The organism is Pseudomonas sp. PDM10 (genome assembly GCF_014852295.1).
GTDB lineage: Bacteria > Pseudomonadota > Gammaproteobacteria > Pseudomonadales > Pseudomonadaceae > Aquipseudomonas.
Window position 1 is genome coordinate 625,867 of the sequence record NZ_JACVBJ010000003.1, and the last position, 19,010, is coordinate 644,876.

Below are 19,010 nucleotides of genomic sequence, written 5' to 3' on the forward strand. Positions count from 1 at the left end.
GGGCCGGCCCTGTTGACTCATTACTCGCTGAAGGCCATCCCATGCTTCTCTTTGGTGGTCTTCACCGCTTCCAGCACCGCCAGCAAGCAATCATCACGATAGCGCTCCAGCGCGGAAATGCTGTGCGTGCCCAACTGATCGCTGGTGCCATCCACCACATCATCAATCAACTTGTCGGTCAGCTCCGGCGCCGGCAGATACGTCCACGGCAACTGCAACGCCGGCCCGAATTGCGCCATGAAGTGCCGCATGCCCGCATCGCCACCCGCCAAGGTGTACGTCAAGAATGTGCCCATGAACGACCAGCGCAGACCCGCGCCAAAGCGGATCGCATCATCGATTTCGCCGGTGGTCGCCACACCGTCGTTGACCAGGTGCAGCGCCTCACGCCACAGCGCTTCGAGCAAGCGGTCGGCGATAAAACCGGGTACTTCCTTGCGCACATGCAGCGGACGCATGCCCAAGGATTCATAGACTTTCATTGCCGCTTGAACCGCTTCCGGCGTGGTGTTTTTGCCGCCCACCACTTCCACCAGTGGCAGCAGGTAAACCGGGTTGAACGGGTGGCCGACGACGCAGCGTTCCGGGTGCGTCGAGCTCTCGTAGAACTCGCTCGGCAACAGGCCGGAAGTACTGGAACCGATCAAGGCATTGGGCTTGGCCGCCGCGCTGATTTTGGCGTGCAGTTCCAGTTTCAGGTCCAGACGCTCAGGGGCGCTTTCCTGAATGAAATCCGCATCGCGAACGCATTCTTCAATCGTGGCGACAAAGCGTAGCCGATCCTGCGATGCACCTGGCGCAAGGCCCTGTTTCTCCAAAGCGCCCCAGGCATTGGCGACGCGTTTGCGCAGCGCGGCTTCGGCACCGGGCGCCGGGTCCCAGGCCACCACGTCGAGGCCGTGGGCGAGGGCGCGGGACACCCAACCGCTGCCGATGACACCGCTGCCCAGGGCGGCGAAGGTTTTGATTTCAGTGATAAAGCTCATGGTTACTTCCTGAATTTGGCTCGGAAAAAACTGTGGGAGCGAGCCTGCTCGCGATGGCGTCGGTACATCCAATGCATCAATTGAGGCAGGTAAACCGCTATCGCGAGCAGGCTCACTCCCACAGGGGGAAAGTGTGTAAGGCTCAACCGCGCTTGGTCAGGCCCATTTTTGCCCGGCCTTCTGCCGGGGTCAGAACACGGGCGCCGAGGCGGCTGAGGATTTCGCTGGCGCGCTCGACCAGTTGGCCGTTGGTCGCCAGTACGCCCTTGTCCAGCCAGATGTTGTCTTCCAGGCCGACCCGCACGTTGCCGCCCAGCAGCACCGCTTGCGCCGCCATCGGCATCTGCATGCGACCGATGCCGAAACCGGCCCACACCGCATTGGCTGGCAAGTTGTCGACCATGGCTTTCATGGTGGTGGTATCAGCCGGCGCGCCCCATGGGATGCCCAGGCAGAGCTGGAACAGCGGGTCGTCGAGCAAGCCTTCCTTGATCAACTGCTTGGCGAACCACAGGTGACCGGTGTCGAAAATTTCCAGCTCGGCCTTCACGCCCAGCTCTTGAATGCGTTTGGCGCCAGCGCGTAGCTGGGCCGGGGTGGACACGTAAATGGTGTCGCCATCGCCGAAGTTCAGGGTGCCGCAATCGAGGGTGCAGATTTCCGGCAGCAGTGCTTCAACGTGAGCCAGACGGGTCAGCGGGCCGACCAGGTCGGTGTTCGGGCCGAACTCCATCGGGTTCTCGCCCGCGCCGATTTCCAGGTCGCCGCCCATGCCGGCGGTGAGGTTGACGATGATGTCGACGTCCGCCTCGCGGATGCGCTCCATCACTTCGCGATACAGCGCTACATCACGGCTGAATTTGCCGGTTTCGGGGTTACGAACGTGGCAGTGAACGACAGTGGCGCCGGCCTTGGCGGCTTCCACAGCGGCTGCAGCGATTTGTTTCGGGGTGACCGGCACGTGTGGGCTCTTGCTGGTCGTGTCGCCAGCACCGGTGAGTGCGCAGGTGATGATGACGTCGTGGTTCATGGGCGGTTCCTGTTCTTTATGGGAATGGCGGGCGTGATTAATCGATTCGCAGCCCTGTCGGGCTGCGAGTCGGTGGTTCAATCGGGTTTATTTGATGGTCAGTTTCAGGTTGTCAGCTGCCGGTTTGCCATCGAAGGTGGTCACGCCTTCGAGCCAGCGTTGCTTGTCTTGCGGGTGATCTTTCAGCCATTGCTTGGCCGATTCGAAGGCGTCCTTGTGATCCAGCAGCGGCTGCATCATCCGGCTCTCGTCTTCGGCGGTGTAGGTCAGGTTGCTCAGCAAGCGACCGATGTTCGGGCATTGCTCGGCGTATTTCGGCGCGGTGACGGTCCAGACCGTGGCCATGCCTTCATTCGGGCCCAGGGCGTCGTCGCTGCCGGTGAGGTAGGTCATCTTCACGTTGACGTTCATCGGGTGCGGCGCCCAGCCGAAGAACACCACGGCCTCTTTGCGTCGCACGGCGCGATCCACCGCCGCGAGCATGCCGGCCTCACTGGACTCGACCAACTGGAACTTGCCGAGGCCAAACTGGTTCTTGGCGATCATCGCCTTGATTTGGGTGTTGGCACCCGAACCTGGCTCGATGCCGTAGATCTTGCCGCCCAGTTCCTTTTCAAACTTGGCGATGTCGGCGAAGGTTTTCAGACCCTTGTCGGCGAGATACGTCGGTACGGCGAGAGTGGCGCGAGCGTCTTTCAGGCTTGGCGCCTCAAGCACCTTGACCTGATTGGCCGTGACGAACGGGGTGATGGTCTGGGTCATCAGCGGGTTCCAGTAACCCAGGAACAAGTCCAGGCGCTGGTCGCGGATCCCGGCGAAGATGATTTGCTGGGACGCGCTGGTTTGTTTGGTGTTGTAGCCGAGGCCATCGAGCAGGACTTGGGTCATGGCACTGGTGGCGATCACGTCGGTCCAGTTCACAACGCCCATGCGTACGTTCTGGCATGAAGCAGGTTCGGCCGCCATGACGCTGGCGCTCAAGAAAGCGGTACCGCTGAGTGCAAGAACACAGCTGCTGATCAGTCGTTTCATCTCAGGTTTCCTCGGCAGTTCGTTATTGTGGGTCCGGGCGTCTTCGTGCGCCGGTGATGCCCAAGTTACGCAGCTAAGGCCCTGTGAAAACGCACTGCGGCGACCAGCTCTTGCACTGCGGCGACCTGCGCTCTTGAATGCCGCGCGCAAGTGGCGTATCAACGTCCACACGCTTCCCGCCCTCTCGTTACCTGCCAGTCGAGTGCGCTCCATGTCCCAGGATTTCTACTTCTTGTTGATGCCGGGCTTCTCGGCAATTGGATTTATCTCGGCCATCGAGCCGCTGCGGGTCGCCAATCGCTTTCGTGGCGAGCTCTATCGCTGGCATGTGCTCAGCGCGGACGGCGGGGCGGTACTGGCCAGCAATGGCATGTCGGTCAACGCCGATGCGGCGCTGGAGCCGCTGAAGAAAGGCGCTACCTTGCTGGTGGTCGCCGGATTCGAACCGCTGAAGTTCACCACTCCGGCCCTGGAGCACTGGTTACGCCGCCTGGATAACGAAGGCGTGACCCTCGGCGCCATCGACACCGGCAGTTTCATCCTCGCCGAAGCCGGGCTGCTCGACGGCCATCGCCTGACCCTGCACTGGGAAGCCATCGACGCCTTCAAGGAGTCCTATCCGCAGCTGAGCGTCACCCAGGAGCTATTCGAGATCGACCGCCGGCGCATTACCTCCGCCGGCGGTACCGCTTCCATCGACCTGATGCTCGACCTTATCGCCCAGGCCCACGGCCCGGAACTGGCGATCCAGGTCAGCGAACAATTCGTACTCGGCCGTATCCGCCCGCGCAAAGACCACCAGCGCATGGAAGTCGCCACGCGTTATGGCATCAGCAACAAGAAACTGGTGCAGGTGATTGGGGAGATGGAGCAGCACAGCGAACCGCCGCTGAGCACGCTGGAATTGGCCGAATCGATCAAGGTGACGCGACGGCAACTGGAGCGATTGTTTCGGTTGCACCTCAATGACACACCGAGCAACTTCTACCTGCGCTTGCGGCTGGAAAAGGCCCGGCAGTTGCTGCGCCAGACCGATATGAGCGTGCTGGAAGTGAGTATCGCGTGCGGGTTTGAATCACCGTCGTATTTCACCCGCAGCTATCGGGCGAAGTTTGAGCGATGTCCGCGAGAGGATCGGCGACGGTTGGGGGATGGCCGGGAACTGGTCTGAACTTAAGTTTTGACAACACCCGAGAACCCTGTGGGAGTGAGCCTGCTCGCGATGGCGGTCTGTCATTCAAGTTGATGTCGACTGATCCACCGCTATCGTCGGAACGCCGCCCGGAGCAGGCTCGCCCCCACAGTTTTGATCTGCTGTGGGTGTTACTTCTTCATCAACGCCGAGCAGGCCGCTTTAAACGCTTCATGCTGATACTTGTTCAGCGTGGCCGGCAGTTCGAAATCGAATTTCTTGTTCTGCGCATTAATCGTTTGTGGCGACAGCAACGTGACCTCGCAATTTTCCAGCAACTGGAAAACACCCTCGATCTTGAACGTGGTCGGCCCACCGGCAAACTCACCCTTCTTGCTGCGTTTCTTGATCGCAATCCGATCGATAGAGTTCTCGCGCACAAACGACGCCACCTGAGCGGCAAAGACTTTGACGTTCGCGGCTTCGTCGTCATCGTCTAGGGCGATTTTCTTGGTGTTCAGCGGGATGTGGCTCAGGACCTGATCGTGGAGGGAGGCCACGGCAATGATTGCTTCGCTGCCTTTGATTTCGATGCCGCAGATTTTCATTTGAATCCCTTTACTGGCTGAAGATGTTCAGCTTACAGGTCTGGTTGGCTGGAGTTTGTGCTTACTCCTGCCCAATCGACTCCAAAAACTCCGACCGCTCGTCACTCATCCGCGCCACGCAATCATTCTGCGCAATCGTGAACGCCTTGCTACCGGCTGTCGCCGGGAACGCTTCAACCGCGCAATCCGCATCCCGAGTCTTCAGCCACTGCTGTTGAGCAACCTTGAGCTTGGCGGTGATGTCGGTCAGTTGCGCCGGGCTCTTGCCGTAGAGCGTCTGCATGCGCTCGTTCAGGCTTTTGTAGTTTTCGCTCAGCAGGTCTTCCGCGGTGGTTCTGCTGTAGACCGAGCATTCCAGGGTTTGAACCTCGTTTTCGACTTTGTCGCAGGGGTTATCGTCGGCTTCTTCAGCCGCGTGTACGCCGGTCGCTATCAGTGCCAAAGCCAGGAAGATCGATTTCATTGCGCCGCCGCCCGTTTTTCCAGTAAAGCATCCAGTAATGGCGCGAATTCTGGCCCATGCGCAGGCCCTTGAACAGGTGCCCCATGACGTCCGGCGACGACCCTTTGTCGCGGATTGACGCTTTCGGCAAACCCCCTGTCGTTTTTGCACCCGGCTGCCCCCTCCCTCAGGCATATGCTGGCCCCAAAGCGCCGGCACACGATTCGGCGCATGAATCGCTAATAGGGGACAGCCTGATGAGCCCAGCCGAATTGCACGCCGACAGCATCGTTATCGACGGTCTGATTATTGCCAAGTGGAACCGTGAGCTGTTCGAAGACATGCGCAAGGGCGGTCTGACCGCGGCCAACTGCACCGTGTCGGTGTGGGAGGGCTTCCAGGCCACCGTCAACAATATCGCCGCCAGCCAGAAGCTGATCCGCGAAAACAGCGACCTGGTGATTCCAGTGCGCACCACCGCCGATATCCGCAAGGCTAAAGAGCAAGGCAAGACCGGCATCCTGTTCGGCTTCCAGAATGCTCACGCCTTTGAAGACCAGATCGGTTATGTAGAGGTGTTCAAGCAGCTGGGCGTCGGTATCGTGCAGATGTGCTACAACACCCAGAACCTGGTTGGCACCGGTTGCTACGAGCGCGATGGCGGCCTGTCGGGTTTCGGTCGTGAAATCGTCGCCGAGATGAACCGCGTAGGCGTCATGTGCGACCTGTCCCACGTCGGCTCGAAGACCTCCGAAGAAGTCATCCTCGAATCGAAGAAGCCGGTCTGCTACTCCCATTGCCTGCCGTCGGGCCTGAAAGTCCACCCGCGCAACAAGTCCGATGAAGAACTGAAGTTCATCGCCGATCACGGCGGTTTCGTCGGCGTGACCATGTTTGCGCCATTCCTGGCCAAGGGCATCGATTCGACCATCGACGATTACGCCGAAGCCATCGAATACACCATGAACATCGTCGGTGAAGACGCCATCGGTATCGGCACCGACTTCACCCAGGGCCATGGCCAGGACTTCTTCGAATACCTGACCCATGACAAGGGCTACGCCCGCCGCCTGACCAGCTTCGGCAAGATCATCAACCCGCTGGGCATCCGCACCGTCGGCGAATTCCCGAACCTGACCGAAACCCTGCTCAAGCGCGGCCATTCCGAGCGCGTGGTGCGCAAGATCATGGGCGAGAACTGGGTCAACGTCTTGAAGGACGTCTGGGGCGAGTAAGCCACAGCACCTCTGAATCCTTTCCCCCGGCCGTCCGCGCCGGGGGCAACACCAAAATTTTCTGGAGTTAAGTTTCCATGGCCAAGATCGCCCCGCAATTGCCAATCGAAGTCGACAGCGAAACCGGTGTCTGGACCTCCGACGCCCTGCCAATGCTGTACGTACCGCGTCACTTCTTCGTCAACAACCACATGGGCATCGAGGAAGTGCTGGGCGCCGACGCCTACGCCGAAATCCTCTACAAGGCCGGCTACAAGTCCGCCTGGCACTGGTGTGAAAAAGAAGCTGAATGCCACGGCCTGGAAGGCGTTGCGGTGTTCGAACACTACATGAAGCGCCTGTCGCAGCGCGGCTGGGGCCTGTTCAAGATCCAGGACATCGACCTCGACAAAGGCACTGCCAGCGTCAAGCTCGAACACTCGGCGTTCGTCTACGTGTACGGCAAGGTCGGGCGCAAGGTCGACTACATGTTCACCGGTTGGTTTGCCGGTGCCATGGATCAGATTCTGCAAGCCCGCGGCAGCAAGATCCGCACCGTTGCCGAACAGGTTTACGGTGGCTCCGAAGAAGGCCACGACGACGGCCTGTTCACCGTCAAGCCGTTGTAAGTCGAGGAACCCGCCATGGCTTTCGAAGCAATGTTCCAGCCGATCCAGATCGGCAAACTGACCATCCGCAACCGCGTGCTCAGCACCGCGCACGCCGAGGTTTATGCCACCGACGGCGGCATGACCACCGACCGGTACGTCAAGTATTACGAAGAGAAAGCCAAGGGCGGGATCGGCCTGGCGATTTGTGGTGGTTCCTCCAGTGTGGCCATCGACAGCCCGCAAGGCTGGTGGAAGTCGGTCAACCTGGCCGACGACCGGATCATTCCACACTTTCAGAACCTGGCCGATGCCATGCACAAGCATGGCGCCAAGATCATGATCCAGATTACCCACATGGGGCGTCGTTCCCGCTGGGACGGTGAGCATTGGCCAACCCTGCTGTCGCCGTCGGGCATCCGTGAGCCGGTGCACCGTGCGACCTGCAAAACCATCGAGCCGGAAGAAATCTGGCGGGTGATCGGCAACTACGCCAGCGCCGCGGCGCGGGCGAAGGCCGGTGGCCTGGACGGCGTCGAGCTGTCCGCCGTGCACCAGCACATGATCGACCAGTTCTGGAGCCCACGCGTCAACAAACGTACCGACGAATGGGGCGGCAGCTTCGAAAACCGCATGCGTTTCGGCCTGGAAGTGATCAAGGCTGTGCGCAAGGAAGTCGGCCCGGATTTCTGCGTCGGCATCCGTCTGTGCGGTGACGAGTTCCACCCGGACGGCTTGTCCCACGAGGACATGAAGCAGATCGCCAAGTACTACGACGACACCGGCATGATCGACTTCATCGGCGTGGTGGGTTCGGGTTGCGACACCCACAACACCCTGGCCAACGTTATCCCGAACATGAGTTATCCACCGGAGCCGTTCCTGCACTTGGCGGCCGGTATCAAGGAAGTGGTGAAGGCCCCGGTGCTGCACGCGCAGAACATCAAGGACCCGAACCAGGCGACCCGTATTCTGGAAGGCGGCTACGTGGACATGGTCGGCATGACCCGCGCCCATATCGCCGACCCGCACCTGATTGCCAAGATCAAAATGGGTCAGGTCGACCAGATCAAACAATGCGTCGGCGCCAACTACTGCATCGACCGTCAGTACCAGGGCCTGGACGTGTTGTGCATCCAGAACGCCGCGACCTCCCGTGAATACATGGGCGTACCGCACATCATCGAGAAATCGACCGGTGTGAAGCGCAAAGTCGTGGTGGTCGGTGCCGGTCCTGCCGGGATGGAAGCGGCGCGTGTGTCGGCCGAACGTGGCCACGACGTGACCCTGTTCGAGAAGAAAGAATTCATCGGCGGCCAGATCACTACCGCTTCGAAAGCTCCGCAGCGCGACCAGATCGCCGGTATCACCCGCTGGTTCCAGCTGGAATTGGCGCGTTTGAAAGTCGACCTGCGCCTGGGTGTGGCCGCCGATGCGGCAACCATTCTCGACCTGCGTCCGGACGTGGTGGTACTCGCCGTCGGCGGCCATCCATTCCTGGAGCAGAACGAGCACTGGGGCGCGGCTGAAGGCTTGGTGGTCAGCAGCTGGGACATCCTCGATGGCAAGGTTGCACCGGGCAAGAACGTGCTGGTCTACGACACCATCTGCGAGTTCACCGGGATGTCGACCGCCGACTTCCTCGCCGACAAAGGCAGCCAGGTCGAGATCGTCACCGACGACATCAAACCGGGCGTGGCCATCGGCGGCACCTCGTTCCCGACGTACTACCGCAGCATGTACCCCAAAGAAGTGATCATGACCGGGGACATGATGCTGGAGAAGGTCTACCGCGAAGGCGACAAGCTGGTGGCGGTGCTGGAAAACGAATACACCGGCGCCAAAGAGGAGCGGGTGGTGGACCAGGTCGTCGTCGAAAACGGCGTGCGTCCGGACGAAGAGATCTACTACGCCTTGAAGGAAGGCTCGCGCAACAAAGGCCAGATGGACATCGAAGCCCTGTTCGCGATCAAGCCACAACCTTCGCTGAGCCAGGCGGGCGACGGCTACTTGCTGTTCCGCATCGGCGACTGCGTGGCGCAGCGCAACACCCACGCGGCGATCTATGACGCGCTGCGGTTGTGCAAGGATTTCTAAGGGATAACCACTATCACTGTGGCGAGGGGGCTTGCCCCCGTTCGGCTGCGAAGCAGTCGTAAACCGGCCAATGCATTTTTACTGATAGACCGCATTGGCTGACTTTAGGGCCGCTTCGCAGCCCAACGGGGGCAAGCCCCCTCGCCACAGGTAGGTGCCAAGCCTTCACCGGCACGCACATGAACCCGTGCAAGACCCCGAGGTCTTTGGGAGCTCCACCATGTTGAACACCCTTCTTCCAATCCTGTTGTTCGCAGCCCTGGGCCTTGCCGTCCTCGGCGCGTTGCGGCGGGTGGCTATGTGGCGCCGAGGCCGGGCTTCGAAAGTCGACCTGATCGGCGGCCTGTTCGCCATGCCCAAGCGCTATATGGTCGATTTGCACCATGTCGTAGCGCGGGACAAATACATCGCCAACACTCACGTCGCCACGGCTGGCGGTGCGGTGGCGTCCATTGTGCTGGCGATCCTGGTTCACGGTTTCGGCCTGCACAATCGCATTCTCGGTATTGCCCTGCTAATTGCCTCGGCGGTGATGTTCGTCGGTGCGATTTTCATGTTCCTGCGTCGTCGCAACCCACCGGCTCGCCTTTCCAAAGGGCCATGGATGCGTCTGCCGAAAAGCCTGTTGGCGTTCTCTGCGAGCTTCTTCCTGTTGACCCTGCCGGTCGCCGGCATCCTCCCGGAAAACTTCGGTGGTTGGGTGGTCGCTGCGATCCTCGGCGTCGGTGTGCTGTGGGGCGTTAGCGAACTGTTCTTCGGCATGACCTGGGGCGGGCCGATGAAGCACGCCTTTGCCGGTGCCTTGCACCTGGCCTGGCACCGTCGCGCCGAACGCTTTGGTGGCGGCCGCTCCACCGGTTTGAAACCGCTGGACCTGAGCGACCCAACCGCGCCACTGGGTGTGGAAAAACCCAAGGATTTCACCTGGAACCAACTGCTCGGCTTCGACGCCTGCGTGCAGTGCGGTAAGTGCGAAGCCGCGTGCCCGGCGTTCGCCGCCGGCCAGCCGCTGAACCCGAAAAAGCTGATTCAGGACATGGTCGTTGGCCTGGCCGGTGGCACCGATGCCAAGTTCGCCGGCAGCCCTTATCCAGGCAAGGCGATCGGCGAGCACGCCGGTAACCCGCATCAACCGATCGTCAACGGCCTGGTGGACGCTGAAACCTTGTGGTCCTGCACCACTTGCCGCGCCTGCGTCGAGGAATGCCCGATGATGATCGAGCACGTCGACGCCATCGTCGACATGCGCCGTCACCTGACCCTGGAAAAAGGCGCGACCCCGAACAAGGGCGCCGAAGTCCTCGAAAACCTGATCGCCACCGATAACCCTGGCGGCTTCGCCCCGGGTGGGCGGATGAACTGGGCGGCGGACTTGAACCTCAATCTGATGAGCGAGAAGAAGTCGGTCGACGTGCTGTTCTGGGTCGGCGACGGTGCCTTCGACATGCGCAACCAGCGCACCCTGCGCGCCTTCGTCAAAGTGCTGAAAGCGGCCAAGGTCGACTTCGCGGTACTGGGTCTCGAAGAGCGCGACAGCGGTGACGTGGCCCGACGTCTGGGCGACGAAGCGACCTTCCAGCTGTTGGCCAAACGCAACATCCAGACCCTGGCCAAATACAACTTCAACCGCATCGTCACCTGCGACCCGCACAGCTTCCACGTGCTGAAAAACGAGTACGGCGCCTTCGACGGCAACTACCTCGTGCAGCACCACAGCACCTACATGGCGGAAATCATCGGCGCTGGCGCCCTGAACCTTGGTCAGCACAAAGGCAGCAGCGTGACCTATCACGACCCGTGCTACCTCGGCCGCTACAACGGCGAATACGAGGCGCCGCGTGAAGTGCTGCGCGCCCTGGGGATCGAGATCAAGGAAATGCAACGCTCCGGTTTCCGCTCGCGCTGCTGCGGCGGTGGTGGCGGTGCGCCGATCACCGACATCCCGGGCAAGCAACGGATCCCCGACATGCGCATGGAAGACATCCGCGAAACCGGCGCCGAACTGGTGGCCGTGGGTTGTCCACAGTGCACCGCGATGCTCGAAGGCGTGGTCGAACCTCGGCCGCTGATCAAGGACATCGCCGAACTGGTGGCGGACGCGTTGCTCGAAGACGCGTCCCCGAGCAAGCCGACCAAACCGGCCCAACGTGAACCTGCGGAGGCCCACTGATGAGCGACATTATCCGCCGCGACCCACGCGCCGAATGGATCGCCCGTAACCGTCTGCACCCGCTGCACGCGGCCATGCAACCGGCGCAACACAGCTGGATGGGGCCTAACGGCGTCATCCGCAAGAATCCCCATGGCATCGGTTTTATCGGTCCCAACGGGATCAAGCGAATCGACCGCAGCGGCGCTCAACAGGGTGGGGCGACTAAACGCTCGGCCGCGGTTGAAGTGCAATTGCCGCTGCATCAAGTGCCGCAACCGGCGTTCTACATCAACGTGGTGCCGGACATGGTCGGCGGCCGCTTGAGCAGCCACGACCGCGACTTGCTCGGCCTGGCTCATCAGTTGGCCGGCAAGGACGGCGCGGTATTGGCCGTGGTCTTTGGCGAACATAAAGAAAACGCTTTCGCCACTGCTGGCGTCGATCGCTTGCTGGTGCTCGATGGCGAAGAATTCAGCGGTTATGCACCGGAACAACGGGTCCAGGGGCTACGGGCTGTGGATAACCAGTTCAACCCGCGTCACTGGTTGCTGCCGGACAGTCGCAGCGGTGGTGGTGAATTGGGTCGACGCTTTGCCGCCGCGCTGGGCGAACGCCCGGCCACCCGGGTCTGGCAGGTCAAGGATCAGGAATGCATCGGCCGCGCCGGTGCCGGTTTGCAAGACCTTGCGCGCCCGGTGGCACGCTTGATTCTGGCTGCCGTCGAATGCGCCGAACCGGTCAGCGAAACCCGTCACGAAGCCTTGCCGGTGGAGTTATCCACAGCCGTGGCGCGCAGCTTGTCGCGCATCGAGGATTTGGGCGCGGTGGCGGTGGACCCGGCGGCGATTCCGATGGCCGAAGCCGAGTTCATCTTCTCCGGCGGCAACGGGGTCAAGGACTGGGGACTTTTCCACAGGACCGCCGAAGCACTGGGTGCTACCGAAGGCGCGTCCCGCGTGGCGGTGGACGATGGCTTCATGGCGCGCGACCGTCAGGTCGGCGCGTCCGGCACCTGGGTCACCGCGCGGGTTTACGTGGCGGTGGGGATTTCCGGGGCGATCCAGCACCTGCAAGGCATCGGTGCCTGCGACAAGGTGGTGGCGATCAACCTCGACCCTGGCTGCGACATGATCAAACGGGCCGACTTGTCGGTGATCGGCGAGAGCGCCGAGATTCTTCAAGCCTTGATCGATGCGGTAGCGGCTTACCGCAACGAAGCCAAGCGCGATGCGGCTTAAGGGAAGGAAAGGGTTATGAGCACGAAAATCATCAGCCTGGTGTCCATCGGCGCCCACCCGACCTCCGGCCGGCCACGTCGCGCGGAGCAGGATGCGCGGGCGGTGGAGCTGGGCCTGCAATTGGCTGGGGATAACCTGCAAGTGCTGCATGCCGGTGACGTCGCGGAACCCGCATTGCGTGCCTATTTGGGCATGGGCCTGGAACAGCTGCATGTGCTGGAGCAACCGGAAGGCGCCGATGCGCTGCCGGCATTGACTACGTATTTGCGTGATGCCGGGGCGCAGGTCGTGCTGACCGGCAGCCAGGCGGAAACCGGTGAAGGCTCGGGCATGTTGCCGTTCCTGCTGGCGGAAAGCCTGGGCTGGCCATTGGTAGTCGGGCTGGCTCAAGTTGAATCCATCGACGGCAATTCAGCGCTGGTGCTGCAAGCCTTGCCGCGCGGTCAGCGCCGTCGGTTGAAAGTGCGGCTGCCGTTCCTTGCAACTGTGGATAACGCTGCGCCGAAACCTCGGCAGAGCGCCTACGGCCCGGCTCGACGCGGGGTGTTGCAGGCGGATGAGGTCGAAGTGATCGACGACGCACTGCTGGCGGTCGCCACGCTGCAACCGGCCAAGCCACGGCCTAAACGCTTGAAGGTGATCAAGGCCAAGAGCGGCGCGGACCGGATGAAAGCCGCGACGGCCAAGGCCAGCGGTGGCGGCGGGCAGGTGCTTAAAGGCGTGACTGCGCAAGCAGGTGCCGAGGCGATCCTCAAGTTGCTGATCGAAGAAGGCGTAGTCCGCTAACGGACATCCAGTGAAGATCTAATGTGGGAGCGAGCCTGCTCGCGAAAGGGGTGGGTCAGTCAACATTTCCAGCAACTGACCCACCCCTTTCGCGAGCAGGCTCGCTCCCACAGGGGGCTCGTGTCACCGACATTTATGGGGAAATAATGACCGTTGAATTTCGTTCGGCCCTGCGCGCGGATGCGCGGGAGATTGCTCGCTTGTTTCAGATTTCTTCAGAGGGCGCTGCAGATTACATCTGGAGCCAACTGGCACAACCCGGTCAGGATTTGCTGGATGTCGGGGCCAGTCGCTACGCCCGTGAAGACGTCGATTTCTCTTACCAAAACTGCGTGATTGCGCAGGCCGAGGGTGAAGTCATCGGCATGATGCACAGCTACGTGATGCGTCACGACCCACTGGCGCCTCCAGTGACCGACCCAGTCCTGGCGCCGTACGCCAAAATGGAAATCCCCGACACCCTCTACATCTCCAGCCTGGCGCTGCATGAAGGCTGGCGAAACCAGGGCCTGGGCAAGCAATTCCTCGCCTACGCTTACGACCGTGCCAACCAGCTAGGGCTCAATGGCTTGAGCCTGATCGACTACGCGGTGAACACCGGCGCCCGCCGGTTTTACGAGCGACATGGCTTTCGTATCGTCGATACCTGCCAGATCACGCCCCATCCGATGATTCGGGTCACGGGTGAGGCCTATCTGATGTATCGGCCCTGATGAGCTACATTTTTCTATGAGCTGGCTTTCCATGAGCAGGGCGGGGTGGCAGCAGCGCTAATTCCTCACACTCGTTTTCAAGAATGGGTTGAACATGGGAGCGGTCAGTCGACGTGAGACCTGTCTGATCTGTGGCGTGATGCTTGTTGTGTTTTTTCTGGTGGTAACCACGCGTTCGATAGCGGATACCAGAAAGGAAGATCCGGATTTTTACAAATGGCTGGAGTCTGAACAGGGGCAAAAAGCCTCCCTGGCGCAGATGAAACAGCAATGCGACAAGGTGCTGGATACTGAAAAGAACCTGAATTGTTCAGTGTCCGTTTTCTCCCGAATGTTCGAGGCCAAAACCGCAAACCTGATCCCCGAGTACTATCTGGCGATCAAGCGTCGTCATGCTCAGGCAATCGCGAATGACCCTGAGCTCAACGCGATGTTCTCCATGTTCGGCAGCGAATCCCTCGCGACCCTGCGCAGGCTCGGCGATTTTTCGGTGACAAGAACCAAGCGACACGAGGTACTGGCGATTCATCCTTATGCCAGCGACAGTCACGTCACTGACGAGGTGCTGCCCTACCTCGATGTCAAAGCGGCCAATGGTGTCTCGTCGCGCTTCATTCTGGACACCGGCGCACCGCAAACCCGGGTCAACCGCGACACCGCGAAGCTGATGGGCATCAGGTTGTTAACCGACTCTCACTATGGCTACAGCACGTTTTATGGCGAACGTGACCTGTCTGCCCAACTCGGGATCTTTGAGTCTTTAAAGATAGGTACAAGCGAGTTCAGAAACGTCCTGGTGTTTGTCAGCGACCGGGAAAACTTACTGGGGCTTGATCTGATCGGTAAGTTGGGGCGTTTGAAGGTCACCAAAAAGACACTGGAGATTAACGCCGAACCTCCCACGCGATGCGATTCGCCAATTAGCTACGCGCGCATGGACATTAATCAACGACTGACCATTGCCGCACGCCTGGATCGTCGGGCCACGCCGGTGATTATCGACACGGGCAATGTTGATTACCTGACGTCGTCCTCGCCGGGCAACTCATCCGTTCATGTCACCGATGAACCTCGTTCCCAAACCTTCAAGGGTGAATTGAGCCTGGCGGGCCATATCCAATCGATCACCTACAACTACTACCCGGACTTTACGATTCCTGCGTCGTTATTGCGGGGTCAGTACGTGCCTTCGCTTTTGCTTGGGTGGGGGGCATTCAATGATTATGAGTTGAATCTGGATATCGACTCGGGATGGTCGTGTTTCAACAGGACCTGAATCGTGGTTACCCACAATCCCTGTTAGTGCTTCTGTGGATAACGTGTTCGCCCATCGCTACACCCCATACAAACCAGGCCCTGCAACCCTTCGTACAAAAAACAACCAGCCTAACTTGCGGTTTTTTCAGGCTTTTTTCAGAGGATAACTTTGTACGCACGCCAATACTTGCCCCCAATCTCTGTTAGCGCATCTGTGGATAAGATGTTTGCTGTCCTCTACAGGCCATATAAAACGGGCCTGTCAGGCGGCTGATCAAAAAGCGATCAAATCATCGTTTTAAGCCGGTAAACCTCGCGCAAACCCCGATTTATCGCGGCTTCCAGCGGTTTTCCACAGATCCGCCCAAGTTGCCCCCAAAGTCTGTTGGCGCTTCTGTGGATAAGGTGTTCGCCATCCTCTGCAAGCCACGTATAACGTGCCTTTCAAGCTTTAGATCAAAAAACAACCAATCGTTGTTCAAAACCCTGCTTCTGGATAAGTCACGGATTTTCTTCAGTTTCTGTGGAGAAAGTTTCCACGAAATCCACACTTGTCCCCAATAGCTGTGGGTTGAGGTGTGGATAACTTGTTCGTGGAAGGCTGAGAGGTGCGGAGGGTATAGCGCTGAACGGAATAGGTCATATTTCGTACAGTTCTAGAGTGAGGGATATATCAGTGAAAGGTATTTAGTTGAGGAGGGCGCCATCGCGAGCAGGCTCACTCCCACATTGGATCTGTGTCGTTCACAAATCCCCTGTAGGAGTGAGCCTGCTCGCGATGCTTTTGATCTCGATTAGCCGCTAACCGGAACGCCTTTGAGGTAAGGCGCAGGCTCGGCCCCGAGGTTGTTCAGCAAACGCTCGCTGTACCAATCCACAAAGTTCACCACGCCAAACTCATAGGTCTTGGAGTAAGGGCCTGGCTGGTAAGCCGTGGAGTTGATCCCGCGCTGGTTCTCTTCGGCCAGGCGACGGTCCTGGTCGTTGGTCGCATCCCAGACCTGGCGCATGCGCTCCACGTCGTAGTCCACGCCTTCGACCGCGTCCTTGTGGACGATCCACTTGGTGGTGACCATGGTTTCCTGCGCGCTGATCGGCCACACGGTGAACACGATGATGTGGTCGCCCATGCAGTGGTTCCAGGAGTGCGGCAGGTGCAGGATACGCATCGAGCCCAGGTCCGGGTTTTTGATCCGGCCCATGAGTTTGGCGCAGCCTTGTTTGCCGTCCAGGGTCATCGACACGGTGCCCTTGAGCAGCGGCATGCGCACGATGCGGTTACGCAGGCCGAAGCTGGCGTGGGCGTAAGGGATCTTCTCGGCTTCCCAGGCAGCGGCGGAGGCCGCGACATGGTCCTTGAAGGCCTGGTCGGCACGCGGGTCGGTGACGTCGTCCCATTCCAGCAGGGTTTTCAGCAGTTCCGGGTGCGACGCGTTGCAGTGGTAGCACTCGCGGTTGTTTTCCAGCACCAGTTTCCAGTTGGCCTTTTCCATCAAGGTGGTGGTAATCGCCACCTTGGTGTTCTCCATGTCGTACGGTTCCATGTAATGGTTCAGCGTCGACAGGAAGTCATCAATGGCTGGCGGGTTCTCCGACAGGCTGATGAAGATGTAGCCGCCAGCGGTTTTCACGTTTACCGGTTTGAGGCCGTACTGCTTCATGTCGAAGTCGGCGCCCATTTCGGTACCGGCGAACAGCAGGCGGCCGTCCAGCTCGTAGGTCCACTGGTGGTAGTGGCAGACCAGTTTGGCGACCTTGCCTTTTTCACTGGTGCACAGCCGTGAACCGCGGTGACGGCAAACGTTGTGGAACGCATGGACTATGCCGTCTGCGCCGCGAATCACGATGATCGGGTTCTTGCCGACTTGCAGGGTCAGGTAGTTGCCCTTGGTCGGGATTTCGCAGGTCATGCCGGCGATCAACCACTCTTTCTGAAAGATTTCCTGCATGTCGATATCAAACAGCCGCTCGTCAGAGTAAAACGGCTGCGGCAGCGAGAAAGTGCGCTCGCGCTCTTGCAGCATCTGTGCGGTGGCCTTGCGTGCGGGTTCCAGCGGATCGCCCAGGCTCAGGGTAGTGGTGACGTCCATCATTTAATCCTCAAGGCCATTCTGTGTGGCCGGCGAAAGTGGCTATGTAGCCGGTGTAGCGGGGTTGGGCGGGCAGGTCCGGCGCATGAAGTCCTGATCCTGCGTTGCCGCTCCTCCCCATAGCTAGCTATGAGTCGTCGCGGCGCCTTGGCTCAGAACTTCACGCATCCGAACCTGCTCCACCCAACCCCGCTACACCGGCCACCGGTTTGCTACGCAAGGTGTAAAGGTTGTGTCTTGGTATGGAGCGAGTGTGGGGCCGGCGCTAGCCAGAACCTTATCCATGGGCGACATGGCCCAATCTGTTCCCGACGCGCAACCCCCGGTAGATGTGGGCTGGTCGCGATAAGTATGTGAATGTCGCAGATAGGTAAATGGGTGGTTCGCACGTTACGCAGAATCGCCAACATAAGGCCGACCATCGGCGGTGGAGAACAGCATGTCCAACAGCTTCCTGAATCCGGTAACCACCCAGACCTGGGCCAATGGTCGACACATCGTCCGTTGCGTCAAAGTCATCCAGGAAACCTGGGATGTGCGCACCTTCTGCTTTATGGCTGATCAGCCAATCCTGTTCTTCTTTAAACCGGGGCAGTTTGTCACCCTGGAGCTGGAAATCGAAGGGGTGCCGATCATGCGCTCCTACACCATTTCCAGCTCGCCGTCGGTGCCGTACAGCTTTTCGGTGACCATCAAGCGTGTGCCGGGCGGCAAAGTGTCGAACTGGCTGCACGACACCCTGCACGAAGGCCAGGAGCTGGCGGTGCACGGGCCGGTCGGGTTGTTCAATGCCATGGACTTCCCCGCGCCGAAGGTGCTGTACCTCAGCGGTGGCGTCGGTATCACACCGGTCATGTCGATGGCGCGCTGGTTCTACGACACCAACGGCAACGTCGACATGGTGTTTATCCACAGCGCCCGTTCGCCCAAAGACATCATTTACCACCGCGAGCTGGAACATATGGCGTCGCGGATCGATAACTTCAGCCTGCACCTGATCTGCGAGAAGCATGGTCTGGGCGAGCCGTGGGCCGGTTATCGCGGGTACCTGAACCACAAGATGCTCGAGCTGATGGCGCCGGACTTCATGGAGCGCGAAGTCTTCTGCTGCGGCCCGACGCCGTATATGAATGCGGTCAAGCGCATGCTCGAAGCGGTCGGCTTTGACATGGCGCGTTATCACGAGGAATCCTTCGGCGCTACGCCAGCGGAAGCCCGTGCCGATGCGGTGGAGCAAGCCGAAATCGCCGCGGATGCACCGGACATCGACATCGCAGACCTGCACCAGGTGGAATTCACCGCGTCCGGCAAGAGCATTCGTGTTGCACCGGGTGAAACCGTGCATGCGGCGGCTGCCAAGCTTGGTTTGTTGATTCCGAAGGCTTGCGGGATGGGGATCTGCGGGACGTGCAAGGTGATGAAGCTGGGTGGCGAGGTCGAAATGGACCACAACGGCGGGATCACCGAGGAAGACGAAGCGGAAGGGTTCATCCTTTCGTGCTGCAGCGTGCCGAAGGGCGACGTGCGCATCGAGTTCTGAACCTGTGGGAGCGGGCTTGCTCGCGAAGACGGCGGCACAGTCAACATTGATGTCGCCTGACACACCGCTTTCGCGAGCAAGCCCG

The 19,010-nt window shown here is 60.1% G+C and carries 16 protein-coding genes; 10 read left to right on the forward strand and 6 right to left on the reverse strand.

All coding sequences use genetic code 11. The features are described from left to right. Positions 1–20 precede the first annotated feature (20 nt). From IB252_RS13995 to choX, 3 genes are all read right to left on the reverse strand, one after another. Positions 21–986: an L-carnitine dehydrogenase gene (locus IB252_RS13995; protein ID WP_192409224.1), complete on the reverse strand. Its 966-nt coding sequence runs from the start codon at positions 984–986 to the stop codon at positions 21–23. Between the two features lie 142 nt (positions 987–1,128). After that, entirely contained in the window at positions 1,129–2,016 is an 888-nt protein-coding gene (locus IB252_RS14000; protein WP_008151915.1) for a 3-keto-5-aminohexanoate cleavage protein, read from the reverse strand. Between the two features lie 87 nt (positions 2,017–2,103). After that, complete coding sequence (gene choX, locus IB252_RS14005) at positions 2,104–3,048, reverse strand: choline ABC transporter substrate-binding protein (RefSeq protein ID WP_192409225.1); 945 nt, start codon at positions 3,046–3,048, stop codon at positions 2,104–2,106. 211 nt (positions 3,049–3,259) lie between these two features. Here choX and IB252_RS14010 point away from each other — a divergent pair, with 211 nt between their 5' ends. After that, on the forward strand, positions 3,260–4,219 hold the full coding sequence (locus IB252_RS14010) for a GlxA family transcriptional regulator (protein ID WP_192409226.1): 960 nt from the start codon (positions 3,260–3,262) through the stop codon (positions 4,217–4,219). A 152-nt stretch (positions 4,220–4,371) separates the two neighbouring features. Here IB252_RS14010 and IB252_RS14015 read toward each other — a convergent pair whose 3' ends face one another. After that, positions 4,372–4,788 carry a DUF3010 family protein gene (locus IB252_RS14015; protein ID WP_192409227.1) on the reverse strand — a complete coding sequence of 139 codons (417 nt, stop codon included), beginning with the start codon at positions 4,786–4,788 and terminating at the stop codon, positions 4,372–4,374. Between the two features lie 61 nt (positions 4,789–4,849). After that, positions 4,850–5,251, reverse strand: coding sequence for a lysozyme inhibitor LprI family protein (locus IB252_RS14020; protein ID WP_192409228.1), 402 nt, complete (start codon positions 5,249–5,251; stop codon positions 4,850–4,852). Positions 5,252–5,487: 236 nt separating this feature from the next. On the opposite strand from IB252_RS14020, the gene IB252_RS14025 reads away from it, so the two are divergent. The 8 genes from IB252_RS14025 (at position 5,488) to IB252_RS14060 (ending at position 15,314) form a co-directional block, all read left to right on the forward strand. Further along, positions 5,488–6,465: a dipeptidase gene (locus IB252_RS14025; RefSeq protein WP_007907542.1), complete on the forward strand. Its 978-nt coding sequence runs from the start codon at positions 5,488–5,490 to the stop codon at positions 6,463–6,465. 77 nt (positions 6,466–6,542) lie between these two features. Next, on the forward strand, positions 6,543–7,073 hold the full coding sequence (locus IB252_RS14030) for a DUF5943 domain-containing protein (protein WP_008033249.1): 531 nt from the start codon (positions 6,543–6,545) through the stop codon (positions 7,071–7,073). Positions 7,074–7,088: 15 nt separating this feature from the next. Beyond that, on the forward strand, positions 7,089–9,149 hold the full coding sequence (gene dgcA, locus IB252_RS14035; RefSeq protein WP_008008115.1) for a dimethylglycine demethylation protein DgcA: 2,061 nt from the start codon (positions 7,089–7,091) through the stop codon (positions 9,147–9,149). Between the two features lie 220 nt (positions 9,150–9,369). After that, positions 9,370–11,319, forward strand: coding sequence for a dimethylglycine demethylation protein DgcB (dgcB, locus tag IB252_RS14040; RefSeq protein ID WP_192409229.1), 1,950 nt, complete (start codon positions 9,370–9,372; stop codon positions 11,317–11,319). Further along, complete coding sequence (locus IB252_RS14045) at positions 11,319–12,539, forward strand: electron transfer flavoprotein subunit alpha/FixB family protein (protein ID WP_192409230.1); 1,221 nt, start codon at positions 11,319–11,321, stop codon at positions 12,537–12,539. The genes dgcB and IB252_RS14045 overlap by 1 nt, the downstream gene beginning before the upstream one ends. A 15-nt stretch (positions 12,540–12,554) precedes the next feature. Next, on the forward strand, positions 12,555–13,325 hold the full coding sequence (locus IB252_RS14050; protein ID WP_192409231.1) for an electron transfer flavoprotein subunit beta: 771 nt from the start codon (positions 12,555–12,557) through the stop codon (positions 13,323–13,325). Positions 13,326–13,471: 146 nt separating this feature from the next. After that, positions 13,472–14,038: a GNAT family N-acetyltransferase gene (locus tag IB252_RS14055; RefSeq protein WP_192409232.1), complete on the forward strand. Its 567-nt coding sequence runs from the start codon at positions 13,472–13,474 to the stop codon at positions 14,036–14,038. Positions 14,039–14,132: 94 nt separating this feature from the next. Then, positions 14,133–15,314: a retropepsin-like aspartic protease gene (locus IB252_RS14060; protein ID WP_192409233.1), complete on the forward strand. Its 1,182-nt coding sequence runs from the start codon at positions 14,133–14,135 to the stop codon at positions 15,312–15,314. Positions 15,315–16,089: 775 nt separating this feature from the next. Here IB252_RS14060 and gbcA read toward each other — a convergent pair. Further along, the gene (gene gbcA / locus IB252_RS14065; RefSeq protein WP_192409234.1) at positions 16,090–17,385 is read right to left on the reverse strand and encodes a glycine-betaine demethylase subunit GbcA; all 1,296 of its coding nucleotides are present in this window, start codon (positions 17,383–17,385) and stop codon (positions 16,090–16,092) included. Positions 17,386–17,824: 439 nt separating this feature from the next. Here gbcA and gbcB point away from each other — a divergent pair, with 439 nt between their 5' ends. Continuing rightward, positions 17,825–18,925 carry a glycine-betaine demethylase subunit GbcB gene (gene gbcB, locus IB252_RS14070; protein ID WP_111448535.1) on the forward strand — a complete coding sequence of 367 codons (1,101 nt, stop codon included), beginning with the start codon at positions 17,825–17,827 and terminating at the stop codon, positions 18,923–18,925. Positions 18,926–19,010 lie beyond the last annotated feature (85 nt).